Source organism: Thalassobaculum sp. OXR-137, assembly GCF_034377285.1.
Classification (GTDB): Bacteria; Pseudomonadota; Alphaproteobacteria; order Thalassobaculales; family Thalassobaculaceae; genus Thalassobaculum.
This window is the reverse complement of the sequence record NZ_CP139715.1, coordinates 988,985-1,012,134: the sequence shown is the minus strand read 5'-3', so window position 1 is coordinate 1,012,134 and position 23,150 is coordinate 988,985. Positions and strand designations below refer to the sequence as shown.

Below are 23,150 nucleotides of genomic sequence, written 5' to 3'. Positions count from 1 at the left end.
ATGATAACCGAATCCGTACCCGCCGACCCTACCCGGGAGACCCTGGCCGCGGCGCTGGGCCTGCCCGACGACGCCATCGCCGCCGAACCGGTGGAGGGCAGGGTGCACCGCCACTGGCGGCTGGCAGGGGGGCAACTGGCCGGCGGGCGGCTGGTGCGCGTTCCGCGGATGAGCCATCTGGGCCTGTCTCCCCGGCGCAACCTGATCTATGCGGTCGAGGCGTTCCGGCGCATGACCCCGAGCGGAGCGGTGCCGGCGCTGCATGGCGTGCTGCGGGTGTCGCCCGCGCTGCCCTGGGGCGCGCTGGTGGTGGAGGACGTCCAGGGGACGGTGCCGGCGCTGCCGAGGGATCTGCCGGCGATCGGACGGGCCCTGGCGGCGATCCACCGCCTGCCGGTTCCGGACCGGCGGGCGCCCTTCGTCGATCCGGCCGATCCGCTTGCCTATCTGCTGTCGGTGGCGCGCGGGCAGTTGGCGCCGGTGCAGGACCGCTTGGACGGCGACGCCCGGCGCATCCTGGACGAGGAGATCGCCTGGGCCGAGGGGCTGATCGCCGCCGCCCCGACCCGGCCGAGACCGAGCCTGACGGCGGCCGATACCCATCCGGGCAATTTCCGCATCCGTCCGGACGGATCGGCCGTGCTGCTGGATGTGGAGCGGCCGGTCTACGACAGTGCGGCGGTGGACCTCGCCCATGCCTCGCTGCCGACCTCGCTGGCCTGGGATCCGGCGGTGGCCGGTGCGGCGGAACGGACCGATGTCGTCGGCTTCCATACCGCCTGGACGGCCGAGGTGCCGGTGGATCTGGCCGATGCGGTGCGGCCGTGGGTCCTGCCCTACCGGCGGCTGATCTGGCTGCGCACCACGAGCTGGGCCTGCGCCTGGGCGGCACGCAACGACCTGTCGGCGGCGCTCGCCTCGGCGGATGCGGCGACGTCCGGCCTGGCGCGCAGGCTTGCGCGGTTCGTGGATCCGGCGATGATGGAGCAGGCCCGGGCCGGCTGGATCGGCGCGCGGGCCTTCAGGGCGGAGGAACTGGTGCCGTGAGCGGGAAAATCGTCAACCTGCGCACCGAGCGCAAGCGGCGCGAGCGGGAAGAGGCGACCGACAAGGCGGCGCGCAACCGGGTGCTCCACGGCCGCACCAAGACGGAGCGGCTGCATGAGGAAACCCGGCGCGGCGCCGCCGATCGGGCCCATGAGGGCAGGCGGATCGAACCGGAGGATGACCGCTCCGATCCGGCCTGACATCAGACTCAGACGACGCTGAGCGTCACGTCGATATTGCCCTTGGTGGCATGGGAGTACGGGCAGACCACATGGGCCTTGTCGACCAGCGACTTGGCGGTCTCCTTGTCCACACCCGGGATCGACACGGCCAGCGCGGCCTCGATGCCGAAGCCGGTGCCGTCGTCGCGCGGACCGATGCCCACGGTGGCGGTGACCTTGGCGTCAGCCGGGATCTTCACCTTCTCCTTGCCGGCCACGAACTGCAGCGCGCCCAGGAAGCAGGCGGAATAGCCGGCGGCGAAGAGCTGCTCGGGATTGGTACCGGTGGCGCCGTCGCCGCCCAGTTCCTTCGGCTTGGTCAGGGTGACATCGAGGACGCCGTCTTCGGAACGGGCCTGGCCGGCGCGGCCGCCGGTGGCGCTGGCGGTGGTCTTGTAGAGGACGTTCATGATCGCTCTCCTGCTTGAGGGGGGAAGCTCGTCTGGTAAATAGATTGTGTGCGATTGAATTGATATCAAGGTAGAGCAGCTCATATAAGCTCTGCAATAAATTTTGTGCGATTGAATTGCCGCGCCCGTACACTGCGTGGATCGACCTGGAGCCTGCCGTGGATCATCCGACCGCCCCATTCCCGCCCTCTGCGCCGCCGAAGCTGGACGACCAGCTCTGCTTCGCGCTGTATTCGGCCGGGCTGGCGCTGACCAAGGTCTACCGCCCGATCCTGGAGGCACTGGGGCTGACCTATCCGCAGTATCTGGCGATGATGGCGCTGTGGGAGCGCGACGACATCCCGGTCAACGCGCTCGGCGCCCAGCTTCGGCTGGATTCCGGGACGCTGACCCCGCTGCTGAAGCGGCTGGAGGCCCGCGGCCTGATCGCCCGGCGGCGCGATGCGGAGGACGAGCGGCGGGTGCGCGTGGTGCTGACCGAAGCCGGCCGCGCCCTCGGCGCCCGGGCCGCCGACATTCCGCTGGCCATCGGCAAGGCCGCCGGGCTCAGCCGGGAGGACGCGGTGGAGGAACGCAAGCGGCTCACCGCCCTGCGCGACCGGCTGGAGGCCTTCCTGGAGGACAATTGAGACTTCGGCCTCGCTGGAAGTTCTTGATTTGTTCTCGCGCCGATCCTACTCTTCGGCCATGTCCCGTCGCCGGTCCATCGCGGTCGATCCGCTCGAGGTTTTCGCTGACGAGTTCGCCCAGGACCCGTCGAGCGATCCGTTCGCCGACGATTTCGGCCAGACCGGCGAGGCCGAGGAACCGGTCAAGCTGATCGAGGCGATCCTGCCCAGCGACGTGGTTCCGGCGGCGCCGCGCAAGGGCCGGGGCGCCGTCACCAATGCGGCCGGCCGCTACGAGCGCTTCGCCCAGGAACGGGTGGATGACGGCTGGCAGCGCGCCGAGGAGGACGAGCCGAAGCTGCGGACCACAGTCGCCATCGACGCCAGCCGCACGGTGATCGCCCGCAACCAGTCGCCCGACGTGCCCTTCGACCGCTCGATCAACCCCTATCGGGGCTGCGAGCATGGCTGCGTCTATTGCTTCGCCCGGCCGACCCATGCCTATCTCGGCCTGTCCCCCGGCCTGGATTTCGAGAGCAAGCTGTTCGCCAAGCCGGATGCGCCGGCGCTGCTGCGCAAGGAACTGGCCCGCAAGGGCTATACCTGCCAGCCGATCGCGCTCGGCACCAATACCGATCCCTACCAGCCGGTGGAGCGGGAGCGCAGGATCACCCGGGGCATCCTGGAAGTGCTGGCCGAGCACGAGCATCCGGTGACCATCGTCACCAAGTCCGACCTGATCGTCCGCGACCTGGACATTCTCGGGCCGATGGCGGCCAAGGGTCTGGCATCCCTGTCGATTTCGGTGACGACCCTGGACCGGGACCTGGCCCGGCTAATGGAACCGCGGGCGTCGACGCCGGAGAAGCGGATGGCGGCGATCCGGGCCTGCGCCGCCGCGGGCGTGCCGAGCGGGGTGCTGGTAGCGCCGATCATCCCCGCCGTGAACGACAGCGAGATCGAGGCGATCCTGAAACGCGCCCACAGTGAGGGCGCCCGCCACGCGGCCTGGGTGCTGCTGCGATTGCCGTTGGAAATCAAGGATCTGGTGGAGGAATGGCTGCGCGCCCACTTCCCCGACCGGGCCGAGCGGGTGCTGTCCCTGGTCCGGCAGAGCCGCGGCGGCGCGCTGTACCAGGCCGAATTCGGCAAGCGCATGTCCGGCGAGGGGCCGTATGCCCATATGATCTCCCAGCGCTTCCGCCGGGCCTGCCAGGACCTGGGCCTCGGGCGCCGCATGGGCGGGCTCGACACCACCCGCTTCGCCGTGCCGGGCGGCGTCAGCCGGCAGATGTCGCTGTTCGAGGGCTGAGCGCGGCCCGATCCACAGGGACGCCGATCCTAGGCCCTGGGTTAACGCGTTGGATTCGTGTATGAATTCCGGTAGCGCTCCGTAGCGAGCGATGAAACCGACATGTAAGTTGTCGTCGCAAGATATTGATATGGTGGACGGTTAGAGATGGCCCGTGCCCCGAGATATGGTGAAGAGGTCGCCGATCTCCTGATTCAACGGCCGACCGGCGATCTGGAACGGGCCGCCGGTGCCGGCGCGGCACGCGGGGCGGTGGTGTTCGGCGTCGACGAGGTCGGCCGCGGGCCGCTGGCCGGGCCGGTGGTGACCGGCGCCGCCTGGATCGATCTGGACCGCATGCCAGACGACGTCGCCTGCCTGATCGCCGACAGCAAGGCGCTGACCGCCGAGCGCCGGGCGGCGGCCCTGGAGGCGGCCCGTCCCTATGCGGTGATCGCGCTCGGCCGGGCCGAGGTCGAGGAGATCGACACCACCAACATCCTGGCCGCCGCCCTGACCGCCATGGGGCGGGCGGTGGAGTCGCTGGTCGCCACCTTGGGGCGGCGGCCCGACCATGTGCTGGTCGACGGCAACCGGCTGCCGCGCTGGTCGTGGCAGGCCCAGGCGGTGGTCAAGGGCGACTGCCTGTCCCTGTCCATCGCGCTCGCCGCCATCGCCGCCAAGCAGGCCCGCGACGCCGAGATGGCCGCCCTGGCCCGGCACCACCCGGGCTACGGCTGGGAGCGCAATGCCGGCTACGGCACCGCCGAGCACAAGGCCGGCCTCGCCGCCCTGGGCGCCACTCCTCACCATCGCCGCAGCTTCGCGCCCGTCCGCGCGGTGCTCGAGGCGCGCGAGCTGGGGTAGACCGGCCCATCCCCACCCTTTCCCACACTCCCCGTACCGGATTAAATCCCGGATTGTTCCTGGGCCCGCGATTGGAACAGCCCAGCTGTCCGACGCCAAGGATCACCCGACCCGTCGCGCTTCTCCGTAGCCCCGGAATAAATCCGGGGAGTGTGAAAGAGGGGGTGGGAAGATGAGGTGGGGTCGGGAAAAACAGATCCATGCCGACCCGGCCATCGCCCCATCACAAGCGTCTAGCGCCCACAGTTAGCACTATATCTTGGGTATGACTCATAACTCATTGAGTCTATTTAGTGATTCGTCCATGAGCGTTGACGGGAGTCCCGCTGCGTGAGAGTCTATGCGCCTCCTTCTTGGCACGGACGGGGACGAAAACGTGGGAGAGACCAAGCTTCCGGTCGGGCGAATCCTGACCGGCGATTGCGTAGAGATGCTGCGCACATTACCGGATGCAAGCGTCGACCTCGTCTTCGCCGATCCACCCTATAACCTGCAGCTCGGCGGCGAGCTCTACCGGCCCAACAACACGCGGGTCGCGGGGGTCGACGACGACTGGGACCGGTTCGTTGGCTTCGAGGCCTACGACGCCTTCACCCGCGCCTGGCTGGCGGAATGCCAGCGGGTGCTGAAGGATACCGGCACCCTGTGGGTCATCGGCAGCTATCACAACATCTTCCGGGTGGGCGCCACGCTCCAGGATCTGGGCTTCTGGATCCTGAACGACGTGGTCTGGCGCAAGGCCAACCCGATGCCGAACTTCCGCGGCAAGCGCTTCACCAACGCCCATGAGACCATGATCTGGGCGGCGCGCAGCGAGAACGCGCGGAAATATACGTTCAACTACGACGCCATGAAGGCGCTGAACGACGACCAGCAGATGCGCTCGGACTGGTTTCTGCCGATCTGCTCCGGCTCGGAGCGCCTGAAGGACGAGAACGGCGACAAGGCGCATCCGACCCAGAAGCCGGAGAGCCTGCTGGCCCGCGTGCTGCTGGCCTCCACCCGGCCCGACGACGTGGTGCTCGACCCGTTCTTCGGCACCGGCACGACGGGGGCGGTGGCCAAGCGGCTCGGCCGGCGCTGGATCGGCGTGGAGCGCGAGGCGAAATACATCGAGGTCGCCAAGCGCCGCATCGCCGAGACCGAGGCGGCGGAGGACCCGCTGGCCCTGGCGCTCGCCAACAAGCGCGACCAGCCCCGGGTGCCGTTCGGCCGCCTGATCGAAGAGGGGCTGATCCGTCCGGGCGAGGTGCTGTTCGACGCGCGCCGCCGCTGGACCGCCAAGGTGCGGGCCGACGGCCACCTGATCAGCGCCGAGCATCGCGGTTCCATCCATTCGGTGGGGGCGGCCGTGCAGGGCGCGCCAGCCTGCAACGGCTGGACCTTCTGGCACGCCGAACGCAAGGGCATGCCGATTCCAATCGACGCCTTCCGTTCCCAGATCCGCCAGGGGATGGGGGAGAAGGTGGGCGAGAGGGTCGGCGCGTAAGGCGGGCGGTTTGTGGCCTGACCCCTGGGGCGTCCGGTCACGGCTTCCCGTTTCCCCTCCACCAAATATCACTCCCCGGTCTTGTGCCGGGGCCCACGGGTGCGGGTGGCATGACCTGTCAGGAGCGGGTTGGGGCTTTGCGAACCCCGGCGTAGGCCCCGGCACGAGGCCGGGGAGTGCGATGAGGAGGGTGGGGAAGGTATCTCCTTCCATGCATCGCCGCCGCGCCGGACGGTTTCCCCGGATCCCAAGAAATTCTCTCCAGCCGCGACCCAACAGACCCACTCCCCGGTCTTGTGCCGGGGCCCACGGGTGCGGGTGGCATGACCTGTCGGGAGCGGGCTAGGGCGTTGCGAACCCTTTGGTAGGCCCCGGCACGACGCCGGGAGTGCGTGAGGTGTGGGAGCGTAGATAAGCGCTCCCCGCACCCATCGTCGCACCCTAGCGATTTCTTCCACATTGCCCGCCGCCCTCGGCGATACTGGTGCGGTTCAACCCGTCTGGGGGATCGCCGCATGATGTTCGACCTGTCGGATGCCCTGAACGGCCTGCTGGGCGGGCTGTCGATCGGGGTGGCCGCCGCCCTCTTCCTGCTCGGCAACGGCAGGATCGCCGGAATCAGCGGCATCGCCGTCTCCATCGCCAATGCCCCTGCCACCCGGCGGAGACTGGAATCCGCTGCCTTCATCGCCGGGCTCATAGCCGCGCCGCTGGCATATGCTGCGCTCGCCGGGCCGGTGGAGATCGGCGTGCCGGGATCAATCCCGCTGCTGCTCGTCGCCGGCCTGCTCGTCGGGATCGGCACCCGGACCGGCAACGGCTGCACCAGCGGCCACGGGGTCTGCGGGTTGTCGCGGCTGTCCAAGCGCTCGATGGCCGCCACCGCGACCTTCATGGTGGTGGCCGCCCTGGTCGCCGGGCTGGCGCCGCTGGTCATGGGAGGCTAGGGCGATGCGAATCCTCGTCTCCCTCGTCAGCGGACTGCTGTTCGGCCTCGGCCTGACCCTCTCCGACATGATCGACCCGGCCCGGGTTCTCGGCTTTCTGCGGGTGGCCGGCGGCGCCTGGGATCCGACCCTGGCCTTCGTCATGGGCGGCGCCCTGATCCCGATGGCGATCGCCTGGGCGGTGAGCCGCCGGCTGACGGCCCCGGCCTGCGGCGAGAGCTTCCCCGGCCCGGCCTCCCCGACCATCGATGCCCGCCTGCTGGCCGGCAGCGCGCTGTTCGGCGTCGGATGGGGGCTGGTCGGCTTCTGCCCGGGTCCGGCCTTCGCGGCACTCGGCCTGGGCGGGGTGCCGGTGCTGATCTTCGTGGCCGCGATGCTCGCCGGGTTCTGGATCGCCGGCCGGATCGCGCCGCGGCCGGGCTGACCGGCCACGCGCCAGCTTGCCAGGGGGCCGTCCGGCGTGGACAATATGGCTCTTATCCTTGGACGAGAGCCGGTTCCTTGGTCCTGACACTGTTTCCGCCGTCCCGGTCCGACCCGACCCTGCTGCTGCCGCGCATCTATATGCGCCAGCCGCAGCGCGGCGACTGGCAGGAATGGGCCGAGCTGCGCGCCCTGTCCCGCGACTTCCTGGTCCCGTGGGAGCCGACCTGGCCGGAGGACGCCCTGACCCGGGCCGCCTTCCGCCGCCGCCTCGCGCGCTATGTCGAGGACTGGAGCCGCGACCAGAGCTACTCCTTCTTCCTGTTCCGCCGCGACGACGACGCGCTGCTGGGCGGCATCACCATCGCCAATGTGCGCCGCGGCGTGGCCCAGAGCTGCACCTTCGGCTACTGGGTCGGCAAGCCCTTCGCCCGCCACGGCTTCATGACCGAGGCGGTGCACGGCGCCTGCTGCTTCGCCTTCGACCGCCTGTCCCTCCACCGGGTCGAGGCCGCCACCCTGCCGCACAACGTAGCGAGCCAGGGGGTGCTGAAGAAGTGCGGCTTCGAGGAGGAGGGCCTGGCCCGGCGCTACCTGAAGATCAACGGCACCTGGCAGGACCATGTCCTGTTCGCGCTGCTGCGCGAGGAATTCGACCCGAGCCTGCCCTCCGCCTGACCGCCTCCGCCCCATCCTTCTTTCAGCGATGCCCAGAACGCCCGTTCCCGATCGCGGCGCGGGCTGCTACCGACAGAAAAACAAGACCGACCCAAGGGAGAACCGCCATGTCCGAGCGCGAGCAGTACGAAGTCTTCGCCGTCAAATACGCCCATAAGGCCGACCGCATGGCCTCGCAGAACCTGATCTTCAGCGATCTGCACGACCGACCGATGCCGCTCGACTATTTCGTCTGGGTGATCCGCAACGAGAACCGCACCTATGTGGTCGATACCGGCTTCGGCGAGCGCGAGAGCAAGGAGCGCGGCGTGCCGCTGGAGCGCACCCCGGCGGAGGGCGTGAAGCTGCTCGGCATCGACGCGGACACGGTCGAGGACGTGATCATCACCCATCTGCACTACGACCATGCCGGCGGCCAGGACCAGTTCCCCAACGCCACCTTCCACCTGCAGGACGGCGAGATGTCCTATGCCACCGGCCGCTGCATGTGCTTCGAGCCGATCCGCCGGCCCTTCGACGTCGAGCACGTGACCGACATGGTCCGCAACGTCTATGGCGGGCGGGTGAAGTTCCACGACGGCGATGCCGAGCTGGCGCCGGGCGTGTCGATTCACAAGGTCGGCGGCCACTCCGCCGGGCTGATGGCGGTGCGGGTCTGGACCAAGCGCGGCTGGGTCGTTCTGGCCTCGGACTGCGCCCATTTCTACATGAACATCGAGCAGCGCACGCCCTTCATCATCTGCTACAATCTCGGCGAGATGATGAACGGTTTCAATACGTTGGAGATGCTGGCCGACAGCCCCGACCACGTGGTGCCGGGGCACGATCCGCTGGTGATGCAGTATTACCCCGCCCCGTCCGAGGATCTGAAGGGCGCGGTGGTGCGGCTCGACGAGATGCCGACCAAGGGGTAGGGGGCGGATAACGGGCTGGCCCTTCGACATGCCCCTGCGGGGCTGCTCAGGGCGAGGTCTCACGTCTTTTTCTCAACCTCGCCCTGAGCAGCCGCCCGCGTTAGCGGGGGGCGTGTCGAAGGGCCGCCAGCAGCGCCCCATCACATGAAGCTGTACGGATCCACATCCACCTGGAGGCGCACCGAGGTCTCCAGCTTGATCGGCGTCAGCCAGTCGCGCAGCACCTGCTGGATGTTCACCTGCCGGCCCGCCTTGACCAGCAGGCGGCGGCGGTGGCGGCCGCGCAGCATGGTGATCGGCGCTGGGGCCGGGCCCAGGATCGTCACCCCGCTCAGCCGCGGCGCCGCCCGCGCCACAGTCCGGGCCGCCGCGTCCGCCCGGTCGGCGTCCGGGGCCGAGATCACCAGCCCCGCCAGCCTTCCGTAGGGCGGCATGCCCGCCGCCTTGCGCTGGTCGATCTCCGACTGCAGGAATGCGTCCCGGTCGCCGGCGGCAAGCGCCTGCATCACCGGCGTTTCCGGCGCATGGGTCTGCAGCAGCACCTTGCCCGGCCGCTCGGCCCGCCCGGCTCGGCCCGAGACCTGGTGCAGGAGCTGGTAGGTCCGCTCCGAGGCCCGCAGGTCGCCGCCGGACAGCCCCAGATCCGCATCCACCACCCCCACCAGGGTCAACCAGGGGAAGTTGTGCCCCTTGGCCACCACCTGGGTCCCGATGATGATGTCGACCTCCCGGGCGCGCACCGAGCGTACGAACTCCGCCGCCTTGTCCGGCCCGGTCAGGGTGTCCGACGAGGCGAGCTGGAAGCGGGCGTCGGGGAAGCGGACCAGCACCTCCTCGGCCAGCCGTTCCACCCCGGGGCCGCTGGCGACGAAACTGTCCTCCGCCTCGCAGGACGGGCATTTCTTCGGCAGACGCGCCGACAGACCGCAATGGTGGCAGACCAGCCGGCCGAGCAGCCGGTGCTCCACCAGCCAGGCGGTGCAGTTCGGGCATTCCAGCCGGTGGCCGCAGCTCCGGCACAGGGTCAGCGGCGCATAGCCCCGGCGGTTCAGGAACAGCATCGCCTGCTCCCCTTCCTCCAGAGTCCGGTTCACGGCATCCACCAGGGGCGGGGAGAGGAAGGTGCCGCGATCCGGCGCGTGCTTGCGCAGGTCGATCAGCGAGACCTCGGGCAGGGTGGCGGAGCCGGGGCGGGCGGTCAGATGCACCGCGCCGTAGCGGCCCTGGCGCACGTTCTCCACCGTCTCCAGGCTCGGCGTGGCGCTGACCAAAGCGATCGGGATGCCCTCCAGCCGGGCGCGGACCACCGCCATGTCGCGGGCGTGATAGGCGACCCCGTCCTCCTGCTTGTAGGCGGATTCATGCTCCTCATCGACCACGATCAGGCCGAGCTCGGCGAAGGGCAGGAACAGGGCCGATCGGGCGCCGACCAGCACCCGCACCTTACCCTCGGCCACCGCGCGCCAGGTCTCTCGCCTGACTTTCGGCTTCAGATCAGAGTGCCAGACGGCCGGTTCGACACCGAAACGATCGGCGAACCGCTCCAGCCATTCCGCCGACAGGGCGATTTCCGGCAGCAGGACCAGGGCCTGCCGTCCGGCCTCCAGGGCGGCGGCGATCGCTTCGAAATACACCTCCGTCTTGCCCGACCCGGTGATGCCGTCCACCGCGGTGACGGAGAAGGCGTGGGCGTTGACTTTGTGGCACAGGGTGTCGGCCGCCTTCTGCTGCTCGCCGCTCAAGGTCGGGCCGTCGCGGGTGGGGTCCGGCACGTCGAAGGGCGGGCGCTGGGCGACGGTGTGGGCCTCGACCATGGCGCACTCGATCATGCCCTTGATCACCGAGGGGCCGACGCCCGCCTCCCGCGCCAGATCCTTCTGGTCCAGGGCCGGGCCGTCGGTGAGCACGGAGAGCACCCGGCGGCGGGACGGGGTGAGGCGGGCCTGGCCGGTCCAGTCCTCCTGCGGGCAGGCGGTGTGGACGACCACCGGCGCCGGCGGCTCGAAGGCCGAGGGGGTGCTGATCGCCATGCGCACCACCGATCCGCGCGGCGCCAGGGTCCAGGCGGCGGTCCATTCCACCAGGTCGATCACCGCCTTGGGCAGGCGCGGGATGTCGAGCCGGCGGAACACCGCGCGCAGCCGCTCCGACGCCACAGCCTCGTCGCCGCCGGGGCCGAGCACCACGCCGACCATGCGCCGCTGGCCCAGCGGCACCTCGACCACGTCGCCGCGCGCCAGCTCCAGCGCCGGGTCCGCCTTGTAGTCGTAGGCGACGTCGAGCGGCAGCGGCAGCAGCACGCTGACGCGGTCGAACGGGTCGTCGAGGGGCAGCATGTCGGTCACGGGCGGGTCATGCGGTTTTCGGGTGGGACGCGGGGTCGGCCATGCGATTCGCTCATACAGGAAATTCGCGCGAGTGTGGCCCCCCGCCGGCCGCGCCACAACGGATGCCTCTTTTGCGTATGCGAAACCCGGCTCGCCGGTGGCCGGTGGCTTGGCGATGGGGTAGACTCCGGCAAGCGACTCGCGTACGCCACCGGCCAACTGCCGAACACGGAGACGAGCCCCAATGAAGTTCTTTATCGACACTGCCGATGTCGCCGAGATTCGCGACCTGGCGTCGACCGGCATGGTCGACGGGGTCACCACCAATCCCTCGCTGATCGCCAAGTCCGGCCGGCCGATCGCCGAAGTGATCGCCGAGATCTGCGACGTGGTCGACGGACCGGTATCCGCCGAGGTCACCGCGACCGATCACGAGACCATGCTGCGCGAAGGCCGCTACCTGCGCGGCATCGCCGACAACATCGCCGTCAAGGTGCCGCTGACCGTCGACGGGCTGAAGACCTGCAAGGTGCTCGCCGACGAGGGCACGCCGGTCAACGTTACCCTGTGCTTCTCGCCCGCCCAGGCGCTGCTGGCCGCCAAGGCCGGTGCCGCCTTCATCTCGCCCTTCGTCGGCCGCCTGGACGACATCGGCGCCGAAGGCATGGGGCTGATCGGTGAGATCGTCGAGATCTACGGCGCCTACGACTTCGCCACCGAGATCCTGGTCGCCTCCGTGCGCGGCCCGCATCATGTGGTGGAAGCCGCCAAGATGGGCGCCGACGTGGCCACCCTGCCGCCGGCGGTGCTGCGTTCCCTGTACAATCACCCGCTGACCGACAAGGGTCTGGACGCGTTCATGGCCGATTGGGCCAAGACCGGCCAGTCCATCCTGACGGCGGAGAGCGACGCCGCATGACCGAGAAGGGACCCGTTCCGACCCCAGCAGCCGGCAAGCCCCGTTCGGGCGAGATGCGCGCGCTGACGGCCGACCGGGTCGCTGCGTATCTGCGGGAGAACCCGGAGTTCCTGAACGAACATCCGGATCTCCTCGCGGTGCTCGTGCCGCCGGGCCAGTCCCAGGGCAATGTGGTCGACTTCCAGCAGGCGATGGTCACCCGGCTGCGCGAGGACAACGACAAGCTTCGCACCGCCCAGGACTATCTGATCACCACGGCGCGCAACAACCAGTCGATCCAGGCCCGGGTGCATGACAGCGTGCTGGCGATCCTGCGGGCCTCCAGCTTCGAGACCATGATCCAGACGGTGACGGCCGATCTCGCCGTGCTGCTGGACGTGGACGCGGTGACCATCGGGGTGGAGACCGGCGACGTGCCGATCCCCAAGGCCTATGCCGCCGGCATCCGCGCCCTGCCGAACGGGGCGGTGGACGGCATGCTGGGCCCGACCCGCGACGTTCTGCTCTGCGCCGATATCCACGGCGATCCCCGGCTCTTCGCCTCGGCCGCCGGTCTGGTGCGCAGCCAGGCGATCTGTCGCCTGCGCGCCTCCAGCCAGGCCCCGGTCGGGTTGCTGGCCCTCGGCTCGCGCCGTCCGGACGCCTTCCAGCCGGGCCAGGGCACCGAGCTGCTCGGTTTCCTCGGCCGGTCGCTGGAATGCATGATCCGACAGTGGCTGCACCTGCCGAGCTAGGCCCCGGGTTGGACCCCGACGGGGTGCTCGCCACCCATAGCGACGCGCTGGCGCCGCTGATCGCGGCGTGGCGGGACTGGATGCGGGTCGAAAAACGCATGTCGCCCCACACGCTCGCCGCCTACGAGCACGATCTGGGCACCTTCCTTCAGTTTCTCTCCGGCCATCTGGGCGGTCCGGCCAGCCCGGGCGACCTGTCCCGGCTGGGCCCCGCCGATTTCCGCGCCTGGCTGGGCAAGCGGGCGATGGCCGGCCTGTCCAAGACCTCCACGGCGCGGGCGCTGTCGGTGATCCGCGGCTTCTTCCGCTTCCTGGAGCGGCGCGGGGCGGTGTCCAACGCCGCGATCGGCGGCGTGCGCGGGCCGCGGGTGCCGCGCTCGGTGCCCAAGGCACTGACCGTGGGCGAGGCGGCGGACGCGCTGGAGAGCGTCGGCGATCTGGAGGACGAGCCCTGGGTGGCGGCGCGGGACGCGGCGGTGGTGTCGCTGCTCTACGGCTGCGGGCTGCGGGTCGGCGAGGCGCTGGGACTGAATCGCTCGGTCGCCCCCCTGGCCGAGACCCTGTCGATCACCGGCAAGGGCAACAAGACCCGGCTGGTGCCGGTGCTGCCGGTGGTGCGCGCGGCCGTGGAGACGTATCTGAAGCAGGTGCCCTTCGTCCTGCCGCCGGACGGGCCGCTCTTCGTCGGGGTGAAGGGCGGGCGGCTCAGTTCGCGGCGGGTGCAGGAGCGGCTGCAGTTGCTGCGCGGCTATCTCGGCCTGCCGGAGAGTGCGACGCCCCATGCGCTGCGGCATTCCTTCGCCACCCATCTGCTGGCCGGCGGCGGCGACCTGCGGGCGATCCAGGAGCTGCTGGGCCACGCGTCCTTGTCGACGACCCAGCGTTATACGGATGTGGACTCCCGGCGCCTGATGGACATCCACCGTCTGGCCCATCCGCGCGACCGGCGGTAGTGCCACCCTTATACCTCCCAAAAACACTCCCCGGACTTGTTCCGGGGCAGGGCCCAGGATCGACGGAACCCGTATCGGCAAGAATCGGACACGCTGAGCGGATTGCCCCGGAATAAATCCGGGGAGTGTTTGAGGGGGAGACGGAGATAAAAAAGGGCGCCGAATCGCTCCGGCGCCCCTTTTAGTCGCTGAATCCGCCGATCTCAAATGTGGATCGGCCGGCCGTCCACTGCCAGGGCCGCTTCCTTGACCGCTTCGCTGAGCGTCGGGTGGCCGTGGCAGGTGCGGGCGACGTCTTCCGCCGAGCCGCCGAACTCCATGATCGCGCAGATCTCGTGGATCAGCGTGCCGGCATCCGCCCCCAGGATATGGGCGCCGAGCACCCGGTCGGTCTTCTTGTCGGCCAGGATCTTCACCTGACCCTCGCTGTCCGCATTGGCCCGCGCGCGGCTGTTGGCGGAGAACGGGAAGACGCCCTTGCGGTACTCGATCCCGGCTTCCTTCAGCTGCTCCTCGGTCTGGCCGACCGAGGCGACCTCCGGCCACGTGTAGACGATGCTCGGGACCAGGTTGTAGTCCACATGGGTGGACTGGCCCGCCATGATCTCCACGGCGGCGACCCCGTCCTCCTCGGCCTTGTGGGCGAGCATCGGACCCGGAATGGCGTCGCCGATGGCGAAGATGCCTTCCACGTTGGTCTGATAGTCCTCGTCCACCTGGATGAAGCCGCGCTTGTCGCGCTCGACGCCCAGATCGTCCAGCCCCAGGCTCTCGAAATACGGACGCCGGCCGATGGCGACCAGCACCACGTCGCCCTTCAGCTCCTCGGAATCGCCGCCGGCGGCGGGCTCCAGGGTCAGGGTGACGTCGCTCTTGCCCTTCTTGGCGCCGGTGACCTTGGTGGACATCTTGAACTCGATGCCCTGCTTCTCCAGCACCCGCTTGAAGCGCTTGCCGACATCCTGGTCCATGGTCGGGACGATCCGGTCCAGGAACTCGACGACGGTGACCTTGGCGCCGAAGCGCTTCCACACCGAGCCCAGCTCCAGGCCGATCACGCCGCCGCCGATGACGATCAGGTGCTTCGGCACCTTGGTCAGGTCCAGCGCGCCGGTGGAGGTGACGATCTGCTTCTCGTCGACCTCGACCCCCGGCAGCGGGGTCGGCTCGGAGCCGGTGGCGATCAGGATCCGGTCGCACTCGACCGTCTGCTTCTTGCCCTTGGACGGAGTCACCTCGACCTTGCCCGGGGCCGTGACCTTGCCGGTGCCCTGCAGCCAGTCGACCTTGTTCTTCTTGAACAGGAAGCCGATGCCGTCGGTCAGGCCGGTGACGATCTCGGTCTTCTTCTCCATCAGCTTCTTGACGTTCAGCTTCGGGGCCGAGACCTCGATGCCGAAATCGCCCAGGTGATGCTCCACCTCGGAATACTTCTCCGAGGCGTTCAGCAGCGCCTTGGACGGAATGCAGCCGATGTTCAGGCAGGTGCCGCCGAGCGCGTCGCGCATCTCGACGCAGGCGGTCTTCATGCCGAGCTGGGCGGCCCGGATGGCGGCGACATAGCCACCCGGCCCACCGCCGATGACCACGAGATCGTACTTGTCAGACATGGGAACTCCCCAAGGGTAATCGTGCCGCGCGTAACCGAGGCGGTGGCGTGGCTTACAGGTCCAGCAGCAGGCGGCGCGGATCCTCGATGGCGTCCTTCACCTTGACCAGGAAGGTCACCGCCTCGCGGCCGTCGACGATCCGGTGGTCGTAGCTCAGCGCCAGATACATCATCGGCCGGATCTCGACCGAATTGCCGACGGCCATCGGCCGCGGCTGGATCTTGTGCATGCCCAGGATGCCCGACTGCGGGGGATTGAGGATCGGGGTCGACATCAGCGAGCCGTAGACGCCGCCGTTCGAGATCGTGAAGGTGCCACCCTGCATCTCGGCCAGGGACAGCTTGCCGTCGCGCGCCTTCACGCCGAGGTCGTAGATCCCCTTCTCCACGCCGGCGAAGGAGAGCTGATCCGCATCGCGCAGGATCGGCACCACCAGGCCCGACGGAGTGCCGACGGCGACGCCGACATCGAAGAAGTTCTTGTAGACGATCTCGTCGCCGTAGATCTCGGCATTGACCGCCGGCAGCTCCTGCAGCGCGGCGATGCACGCCTTCACGAAGAAGCTCATGAAGCCGAGCTTCACGCCGTGCTTCTTCTCGAAGCCGTCCTTGTACTCGTTGCGCAGGGCCATGACGTTGGTCATGTCCACCTCGTTGAAGGTGGTCAGCATGGCCGCGGTGTTCTGAGCCTCCTTCAGGCGCCGGGCGATGGCCTGGCGCAGGCGGGTCATCTTCACCCGCTCTTCGCGCGGGTCTTCCGGGCGCGGCGGCAGCGGGCCGGAGGGGGCGGCACCGCCGGCGGGCGCGGCGCTGAACGAGCGCTTCGCGGTGCCGGCCTCGATCGCCTTCTGCACGTCTTCCTTCACAAGGCGGCCGTCCTTGCCGGTCGGCTTGATCTTGGTCGGGTCCAGGTTGTTCTCGTCGACCAGCTTGCGCACGGCCGGGGACATGGTCTTCAGATCGTGGCTGCCGGAAGAGGCGGCGGCGGCCGGCGCCGGCTTGGCGGCTTCCTTCTTCGGCTCCTCTTTCTTCGGCTCTTCCTTCGGAGCCTCGGACTTGGCCGCTTCCTTCTTGGGCTCTTCCTTCTTCGGCGCGGCGGTCGCGCTCTCGTCGATGGAGCCGAGCAGGGCGCCGACCTCGACCTCCGAGCCTTCCTTGGCCAGGATCTCGGTCAGGACGCCGGCGGCCGGCGCGTTGACCTCGAGAGTGACCTTGTCGGTCTCAAGCTCGACCAACGGCTCGTCGGCGGCGACGGCGTCGCCCGGGGACTTCATCCACTTCGCCACCGTCGCTTCGGAGACGGACTCCCCGAGTGTCGGAACCTTGATCTCCGTCGCCATACTCTTGGTCCTCTTCATCTTTCGTCATGCGTGGGCCGACCCGCCGGGGTGTCCGCCGTGTTGCGTTACATATGGTGTCAGCGTCTCGACGTGCTCAGGCCTATTCGGCCGCCATCCGTCCCTTGCTCGCCATGTCCACGGTGAGGGCCTCGTCGACCAGGGCGGCCTGCTCGCGCGCGTGGCGGCTCGCATTGCCGGTGGCGGGCGAGGCGGCCTCGCGGCGACCGACATAGCGCGGCCGCTTGCAGGCGCCGTCCAGCTCGATCAGCACGTCTTCCAGGCGGCGGTCGACGAAGGTCCAGGGACCCATGTTCGCCGGCTCCTCCTGGCACCACACGACCTCGGCCTGCGGGAACCGCGACAGCTCCTGCAGCAGCGCCTTGCGGGGGAACGGATACATCTGTTCCAGACGCAGGAAGAAGACGTCCTTGATGCCGCGCTTCTGACGCTCCTCGTACAGGTCGTAGTAGACCTTGCCCGAGCAGATCACGACGCGCTTTACGTCCTTGTCGTCGCACAGGGTCTCGTTGTCGTAGAGCACCCGGTGGAAGGTCGTGTCGCGGCCCATCTCCTCCAGCTTCGAGACCGCCAGCTTGTGGCGCAGCAGCGATTTCGGCGTGAAGATGATCAACGGCTTGCGGAAGTCGCGGTGCAGCTGCCGGCGCAGGACGTGGAAGTAGTTCGCCGGCGTGGTGCAGTTCACCACCTGCATGTTGTCCTCGCCGCAGAGCTGCAGGTAGCGCTCGATCCGGGCGGACGAGTGCTCCGGGCCCTGGCCCTCGTAGCCGTGGGGCAGGAGCATCACCAGACCGGACATGCGCAGCCACTTCGCCTCACCGGAGGAGACGAACTGGTCCATGATCACCTGGGCGCCGTTGGCGAAGTCGCCGAACTGGGCTTCCCAGCAGGTGAGCGCGTTCGGCTCGGCCTGGCTGTAGCCGTATTCGAAACCGAGCACCCCGGCCTCGGACAGCGGACTGTCGATGACCTCGTAATGGGCCTGCTTGTCCTGGATGTTGTTCAGCGGGACGTACCGCTCCTCCGTCTTCTGGTCGATATAGACCGAATGACGCTGGGAGAAGGTGCCGCGCTGGCTGTCCTGGCCCGACAGGCGGACCATGAAGCCTTCCGTCAGCAGGGTGGCGAAGCCGAGCGCCTCGCCGGTCGACCAGTCGATGCCCTCGCCGCTCTCGATCGCCTTCTGACGGGCCGAAATGAAGCGGTTGAGCTTGCTGTTCAGGTTGAAGCCTTCCGGCACCTCGCAGAGCTTGGCGCCGATGCGCTTCAGCTCCTTGATGTCGACGCCGGTGCTGCCGCGCCGCGCATCGCCGGAGGCGACCTTCAGCCCGGACCACTTGCCTTCCAGCCAGTCGGCCTTGTTCGGCTTGTAGGAGAGGCCGGCCTCGAACTCCTCGGCGAGATAGGCGTTCTCGTCCTCGAGGATCTTGTCGGCCTCTTCCTTGGTCAGCGTGCCGTCCTTGACGAGCTGCTCGGCATAAATCTCGCGCGTCGTCTTATGCTCGCCGATCTTCTCGTACATGAGCGGCTGGGTGAACCGCGGCTCGTCGCCCTCGTTATGGCCGAAGCGGCGGTAGCAGATCATGTCGATGACCACGTCGACGTTGAATTCCTGGCGGAATTCCGCGGCGATACGGGCGACATGGACGGTCGCCTCCGGATCGTCGCCGTTCACGTGGAAGATCGGCGCCATCACCATCTTCGCCACGTCCGTCGGATACGGGGACGAGCGCGAATAGTGCGGGCTGGTGGTGAAGCCGATCTGGTTGTTCACGATGATGTGGATCGTGCCGCCGGTCTTGTAGCCGCGCAGGCCGGAGAAATCGAAGGTCTCCGCCACCACGCCCTGGCCGGCGAAGGCCGCGTCGCCGTGCAGCAGGATGCCCATGACCTTCTTGTGGTCCTTGTCCTGGCGCTGCTGCTGCTTGGCGCGGACGCGGCCGAGCACGACCGGGTTGACGATCTCAAGGTGCGACGGGTTGGCGTTCAGGGTGAGGTGCACGTTGGCGCCGTCGAACTCGCGGTCGGCGGACACGCCCATGTGGTACTTCACGTCGCCCGAGCCGCCCGCATCCTCCGGGTTCGCCGGATTGCCCAGGAACTCCGAGATGATGGCGCGGAACGGCTTGCTCATGAAGTTGCAGAGCACGCTCAGGCGGCCGCGGTGCGGCATGCCCAGCACCACCTCTTCCAGGCCGAGCTGGCTGCCGCGCTTCAGGATCTGCTCCAGCGCGGGGATCAGCGTCTCGCCGCCGTCGAGGCCGAAGCGCTTGGTGCCGACATACTTCACGGCCAGGAACTTCTCGAAGCTCTCGGCCGCGGTCAGCCGCTCCAGGATGGTGCGCTTGCCCAGCGGGGTGAAGTCGGTCTGGTTGCGGATCTGCTCGATGCGCTCCTGGATCCAGGCTTTCTGGGCCGGGTCCTGGATGTGCATGAACTCGACACCGATGGAGCCGCAATAGGTGCCCTCCAGGACCTCCATGATCTCGCGCAGGGTCGGGGTCTCCATACCCAGCACGTTGTTGATGAAGATCGGCCGGTCCCAGTCGGCGTCGGTGAAACCGTAGGTCTCGGGATCGAGCTCCGGATGGGGCGTCGGCGCCTCCAGCCCGAGCGGATCCAGCTTGGCCTTGAGGTGGCCGCGGATCCGGTAGGCCCGGATGATCATGATCGCCCGGAGCGAATCGAGCGTGGCGGCGCGCACGTCGTCGGTCGACAGCGCGCTGGCGCCGGGCTTCTTTCCCGGTTTCGCCGGGGCGGCGTCCGGATCGGCCGCGCCGATGATCTTGGTGGTTCGGGCCGCGAAGCTCGGCCCCCGCACGTCCGTGGTTGCGGCGTCGACGTCGTCGCTCAGCGCATCGAAATACGATCGCCAGCTTTCGTCGACCGAGCCCGGATTCTCAAGGTATCGGGCGAAAAGTTCCGCCATGAACGGCGCGTTCGCACCGTTCAGAAAGGTGTAGTCCTGATAGTCCATGGACATCTGCGTTCACCGCCTCTGCGCTCGCTGCGGAGCCGGCCACCCGCGTCGGCGGCCCCACCTGCCGGGTCAACCCGGCGTCGTCCCTGCCACTACACCAAATGAATAGTTAACATTCAGTGATATTTCCATGGTCCTCCGATCTTCCCGACGGATCAAGGCCGCCGGGCCGGTATCGGGAGACCGGGACGGGGCTGTGGCCAGCCCCGTCCTCTGGATCTGTTGGTCGGCCGATCAGCCGCCCATCGCGGCGACCATCGTCTCCCCGAGCGCCGCCGGGCTGTCCGACACCTTGATGCCGGCCGACTTCATGGCCTCGATCTTGTCGCCGGCACCGCCCTTGCCGCCGGCGATGATGGCGCCCGCATGGCCCATGCGACGGCCCGGAGGGGCGGTCACACCGGCGATGAAGCCGGCGACCGGCTTCTTCTTCGAGTTCGACTTGAGGAACTCGGCCGCCTCTTCCTCGGCGGAGCCGCCGATTTCGCCGATCATGATGATGCCCTGGGTCTCGTCATCGGCCAGGAACATCTCCAGCACGTCGATGAAGCTGGTGCCGTTGACCGGGTCGCCGCCGATGCCGACGCAGGTCGACTGGCCGAGGCCCGCCGCCGTGGTCTGCGCCACCGCCTCGTAGGTCAGCGTGCCCGACTTCGACACGATGCCGATCTTGCCGCGCTTGTGGATGTGGCCCGGCATGATGCCGATCTTGCAGGCGTCCGGAGTGATCACGCCCGGGCAGTTCGGACCGATCAGGCGGGTCTTGGTGCCGGTGAGGGCGCGCTTGACCTTGATCATGTCCATCACCGGGATGCCTTCGGTGATGCAGATCACCAGCGGCAGCTCGGCGTCGATCGCCTCCAGGATGCTGTCGGCCGCGAACGGCGGCGGAACATAGATGACGCTGGCATTGGCGCCGGTCTTGTTCACCGCGTCCTCGACCGTGTCGAACACCGGCAGGTCGAGATGGGTCTGGCCGCCCTTACCGGGGGTCACACCGCCGACCATCTTGGTGCCGTACTTGATCGCCTGCTCGCTGTGGAAGGTGCCCTGGCTGCCGGTGAATCCCTGGCAGATGACCTTCGTGTTCTCGTCGATAAGAACGGCCATTACGCGGCCTCCTTCACGGCTTTGACGATTTTCGCTGCGGCGTCGCCCAGGTTGTCGGCCGACACGATCGGCAGGCCGCTATCGGCCAGGATCTGCTTGCCGAGCTCAACGTTGGTGCCCTCGAGGCGCACCACAAGGGGAACGTGCAGGCTGACTTCCTTGGCCGCGGCGACCACGCCCTCGGCGATCACGTCGCAGCGCATGATTCCGCCGAAGATGTTGACCAGGATGCCTTCGACGTTCTTGTCGGACAGGATGATCTTGAAGGCCGCGGTCACCCGCTCCTTCGTGGCACCGCCGCCGACATCGAGGAAGTTGGCCGGCTCGCCGCCGTACAGCTTGATGATGTCCATGGTGGCCATCGCCAGGCCGGCGCCGTTGACCATGCAGCCGATCGAGCCGTCGAGCTTCACGTAGTTCAGCTCGTACTTGCCCGCCTCGAGCTCCATCGGATCCTCTTCGTCCTCGTCGCGCATCTCGGCGACGTCCTTGTGACGGTAGAGGGCGTTGTCGTCGAAGTTCATCTTGGCATCGAGGGCGATGAGGTCGCCCGCGCCGGTCACGACCAGCGGGTTGATCTCCATCAGCGACGCGTCGAGGCTGGTGAACGCCTCGTACAGGCCGGTCAGGAACTTCACCGCCGCGCCGACCTGCTTGCCTTCCAGGCCAAGCGCGAAGGCGATGCGCCGGGCGTAGTGGCCGGACATGCCGGTCACCGGATCGATCGCCACGGTCAGGATCTTCTCCGGGGTCTTCTCGGCGACCTCTTCGATGTCCATGCCGCCCTCGGTGGAGGCGATCACGGTCACCCGCGAGGTCGACCGGTCGACCAGGAAGGACAGGTACAGCTCACGGGCGATGTCGGAGCCTTCCTCCACATACACCCGCTTCACTTCCTTGCCTTCCGGGCCGGTCTGGTGCGTGACCAGGGTCATGCCCAGCATGCGCTCGGCCTCGGACCGGACGTCGTCGATCGACTTCACGACCTTGACCCCGCCGCCCTTGCCGCGACCGCCGGCGTGGATCTGCGCCTTGACGACGTAGACCGGTCCGCCCAGCCCCTCGGCGACCTTCACGGCCTCGTCCGGGGTGAACGCCACCCCGCCCTTCGGCACGGCGACGCCGTACTTGGCCAAGAGAGTCTTGGCCTGATACTCATGAATGTTCATCGTTCCCCGCTCCGTACGGTGCGAGCGCGCTTACCCGTCAATCGGGCAGGCCCGCGGCGACTTCGTTGAGGGTTTTGACGGCGTTGACCGAGTTGTCGAACATCGTCTTCTCGTCGGCGTTCAGTTCGATCTCGACGATCTTCTCCACGCCGCCGGCGCCGAGCACGGTCGGCACGCCGACATAGAGACCGTTGAGGCCGTACTGGCCGTCCACATAGGCGGCGCAGGGCAGAACCCGCTTCTTGTCCTTCAGGTAGGATTCGGCCATCTGGATCGCCGAGCTGGCCGGCGCGTAGAAGGCCGAACCGGTCTTCAGCAGACCGACGATCTCCGCACCGCCGTCGCGGGTGCGCTGGACGATCTGGTCGATCTTCTCCTGGGTCGACCAGCCCATCTTGATCAGGTCGGGAACCGGGATGCCGGCGACGGTGGAGTAGCGGATCAGCGGCACCATGGTGTCGCCATGGCCGCCGAGCACGAAGGCGGTCACGTCCTCGACGGACACGCCGAACTCTTCGGCCAGGAAGTAGCGGAAGCGGGCGCTGTCGAGCACGCCGGCCATGCCGACAACCTTGTTCTTCGGCAGGCCGCTGTACTTCTGCAGCAGGCCGACCATCACGTCGAGCGGGTTGGTGATGCAGATCACGAACGCGTCCGGGCAATTGGCCTTGATGCCTTCGCCGACGGCCTTCATGACCTTCGCGTTGGTGCCGATCAGGTCGTCGCGGCTCATGCCCGGCTTGCGCGGGATGCCGGCGGTGACGATCACCACGTCGGCGCCTTTGATCGCTTCGTAGCTGCTGGCGCCGGAAAGAACGGAGTCGAATCCTTCGACCGGCGAGGCTTCGGCGATGTCCAGCGCCTTGCCCTGCGGCACGCCGTCGACGATGTCGAACAGCACCACGTCGCCGAGATCCTTGAGGCCGGCGAGAAGTGCCAGCGTGCCACCGATATTACCCGCGCCCACGAGCGCGATCTTGTTGCGAGCCATGATTTCCCCTGTCGCAAGCGTTGGCCTGGACATCCCGCGGCTGCCGGCGGCTGAGGCGGCCGGCGACGGCCCGAGATATGTGCGATGCGGCATAGCGCGTTTCCG

General features: G+C 68.2%; 21 protein-coding genes. 13 read left to right on the top strand and 8 right to left on the bottom strand.

Annotated elements, in window-relative coordinates; translation table 11 throughout:
- Together T8K17_RS04725 and T8K17_RS04720 are read left to right on the top strand one after the other, a co-directional pair.
- Complete coding sequence (locus tag T8K17_RS04725) at positions 1 to 1,047, top strand: aminoglycoside phosphotransferase family protein (protein ID WP_322333354.1); 1,047 nt, start codon at positions 1 to 3, stop codon at positions 1,045 to 1,047.
- On the top strand, positions 1,044 to 1,247 hold the full coding sequence (locus tag T8K17_RS04720; protein WP_322333353.1) for a DUF4169 family protein: 204 nt from the start codon (positions 1,044 to 1,046) through the stop codon (positions 1,245 to 1,247). Before T8K17_RS04725 ends, T8K17_RS04720 begins: the two co-directional genes overlap by 4 nt.
- 8 nt (positions 1,248 to 1,255) lie before the next feature.
- On the opposite strand, the gene T8K17_RS04715 is transcribed toward T8K17_RS04720, so the two are convergent.
- Positions 1,256 to 1,678 carry an organic hydroperoxide resistance protein gene (locus T8K17_RS04715; protein ID WP_322333352.1) on the bottom strand — a complete coding sequence of 141 codons (423 nt, stop codon included), beginning with the start codon at positions 1,676 to 1,678 and terminating at the stop codon, positions 1,256 to 1,258.
- Positions 1,679 to 1,836: 158 nt separating this feature from the next.
- Here T8K17_RS04715 and T8K17_RS04710 point away from each other — a divergent pair, with 158 nt between their 5' ends.
- From T8K17_RS04710 to T8K17_RS04675, 8 genes are all read left to right on the top strand, one after another.
- Positions 1,837 to 2,307 (top strand): MarR family winged helix-turn-helix transcriptional regulator, encoded by a 471-nt coding sequence (locus tag T8K17_RS04710; protein WP_322333351.1) that lies wholly within the window; start codon positions 1,837 to 1,839, stop codon positions 2,305 to 2,307.
- Between the two features lie 58 nt (positions 2,308 to 2,365).
- On the top strand, positions 2,366 to 3,598 hold the full coding sequence (locus T8K17_RS04705) for a PA0069 family radical SAM protein (RefSeq protein ID WP_322333350.1): 1,233 nt from the start codon (positions 2,366 to 2,368) through the stop codon (positions 3,596 to 3,598).
- 147 nt (positions 3,599 to 3,745) lie between these two features.
- Complete coding sequence (locus T8K17_RS04700; protein WP_322333349.1) at positions 3,746 to 4,444, top strand: ribonuclease HII; 699 nt, start codon at positions 3,746 to 3,748, stop codon at positions 4,442 to 4,444.
- Positions 4,445 to 4,784: 340 nt separating this feature from the next.
- Positions 4,785 to 5,933 carry a site-specific DNA-methyltransferase gene (locus tag T8K17_RS04695; RefSeq protein WP_322333348.1) on the top strand — a complete coding sequence of 383 codons (1,149 nt, stop codon included), beginning with the start codon at positions 4,785 to 4,787 and terminating at the stop codon, positions 5,931 to 5,933.
- A gap of 515 nt (positions 5,934 to 6,448) precedes the next feature.
- The gene (locus tag T8K17_RS04690; protein WP_322333347.1) at positions 6,449 to 6,880 is read left to right on the top strand and encodes a YeeE/YedE family protein; all 432 of its coding nucleotides are present in this window, start codon (positions 6,449 to 6,451) and stop codon (positions 6,878 to 6,880) included.
- A 4-nt stretch (positions 6,881 to 6,884) separates the two neighbouring features.
- Positions 6,885 to 7,304 carry a DUF6691 family protein gene (locus tag T8K17_RS04685; protein WP_322333346.1) on the top strand — a complete coding sequence of 140 codons (420 nt, stop codon included), beginning with the start codon at positions 6,885 to 6,887 and terminating at the stop codon, positions 7,302 to 7,304.
- A 77-nt stretch (positions 7,305 to 7,381) separates the two neighbouring features.
- Positions 7,382 to 7,981, top strand: a complete 600-nt coding sequence (locus T8K17_RS04680) for a GNAT family protein (RefSeq protein ID WP_322333345.1) — start codon at positions 7,382 to 7,384, stop codon at positions 7,979 to 7,981.
- A gap of 107 nt (positions 7,982 to 8,088) precedes the next feature.
- Positions 8,089 to 8,895 (top strand): N-acyl homoserine lactonase family protein, encoded by an 807-nt coding sequence (locus T8K17_RS04675; RefSeq protein WP_322333344.1) that lies wholly within the window; start codon positions 8,089 to 8,091, stop codon positions 8,893 to 8,895.
- 140 nt (positions 8,896 to 9,035) lie between these two features.
- Here T8K17_RS04675 and T8K17_RS04670 read toward each other — a convergent pair whose 3' ends face one another.
- Positions 9,036 to 11,231 (bottom strand): primosomal protein N', encoded by a 2,196-nt coding sequence (locus T8K17_RS04670; protein ID WP_322334924.1) that lies wholly within the window; start codon positions 11,229 to 11,231, stop codon positions 9,036 to 9,038.
- A gap of 235 nt (positions 11,232 to 11,466) precedes the next feature.
- Between T8K17_RS04670 and fsa the strand changes: the two genes are divergently transcribed.
- From fsa to T8K17_RS04655, 3 genes are read left to right on the top strand one after another with little or no spacing between them, the layout of a single operon-like run.
- Positions 11,467 to 12,141 carry a fructose-6-phosphate aldolase gene (gene fsa / locus T8K17_RS04665; protein WP_322333343.1) on the top strand — a complete coding sequence of 225 codons (675 nt, stop codon included), beginning with the start codon at positions 11,467 to 11,469 and terminating at the stop codon, positions 12,139 to 12,141.
- Positions 12,138 to 12,875 carry a DUF484 family protein gene (locus tag T8K17_RS04660; RefSeq protein ID WP_322333342.1) on the top strand — a complete coding sequence of 246 codons (738 nt, stop codon included), beginning with the start codon at positions 12,138 to 12,140 and terminating at the stop codon, positions 12,873 to 12,875. Before fsa ends, T8K17_RS04660 begins: the two co-directional genes overlap by 4 nt.
- Positions 12,854 to 13,828 (top strand): tyrosine recombinase XerC, encoded by a 975-nt coding sequence (locus tag T8K17_RS04655; protein ID WP_322333341.1) that lies wholly within the window; start codon positions 12,854 to 12,856, stop codon positions 13,826 to 13,828. Before T8K17_RS04660 ends, T8K17_RS04655 begins: the two co-directional genes overlap by 22 nt.
- Before the next feature lie 203 nt (positions 13,829 to 14,031).
- Here T8K17_RS04655 and lpdA read toward each other — a convergent pair whose 3' ends face one another.
- From lpdA to mdh, 6 genes are all read right to left on the bottom strand, one after another.
- Positions 14,032 to 15,438 (bottom strand): dihydrolipoyl dehydrogenase, encoded by a 1,407-nt coding sequence (gene lpdA, locus T8K17_RS04650; RefSeq protein ID WP_322333340.1) that lies wholly within the window; start codon positions 15,436 to 15,438, stop codon positions 14,032 to 14,034.
- Positions 15,439 to 15,490: 52 nt separating this feature from the next.
- Positions 15,491 to 16,777 carry a 2-oxoglutarate dehydrogenase complex dihydrolipoyllysine-residue succinyltransferase gene (odhB, locus tag T8K17_RS04645; RefSeq protein ID WP_322333339.1) on the bottom strand — a complete coding sequence of 429 codons (1,287 nt, stop codon included), beginning with the start codon at positions 16,775 to 16,777 and terminating at the stop codon, positions 15,491 to 15,493.
- A gap of 100 nt (positions 16,778 to 16,877) precedes the next feature.
- A complete protein-coding gene (locus T8K17_RS04640; RefSeq protein ID WP_322333338.1) occupies positions 16,878 to 19,778 on the bottom strand; it encodes a 2-oxoglutarate dehydrogenase E1 component in 2,901 nt (966 codons plus the stop codon).
- Between the two features lie 231 nt (positions 19,779 to 20,009).
- Positions 20,010 to 20,885: a succinate--CoA ligase subunit alpha gene (gene sucD / locus T8K17_RS04635; protein ID WP_322333337.1), complete on the bottom strand. Its 876-nt coding sequence runs from the start codon at positions 20,883 to 20,885 to the stop codon at positions 20,010 to 20,012.
- Positions 20,885 to 22,054 (bottom strand): ADP-forming succinate--CoA ligase subunit beta, encoded by a 1,170-nt coding sequence (gene sucC, locus T8K17_RS04630; protein WP_322333336.1) that lies wholly within the window; start codon positions 22,052 to 22,054, stop codon positions 20,885 to 20,887. The genes sucD and sucC overlap by 1 nt, the downstream gene beginning before the upstream one ends.
- 37 nt (positions 22,055 to 22,091) lie before the next feature.
- Complete coding sequence (gene mdh, locus T8K17_RS04625; protein WP_322333335.1) at positions 22,092 to 23,045, bottom strand: malate dehydrogenase; 954 nt, start codon at positions 23,043 to 23,045, stop codon at positions 22,092 to 22,094.
- Between the last annotated feature and the right edge of the window lie 105 nt (positions 23,046 to 23,150).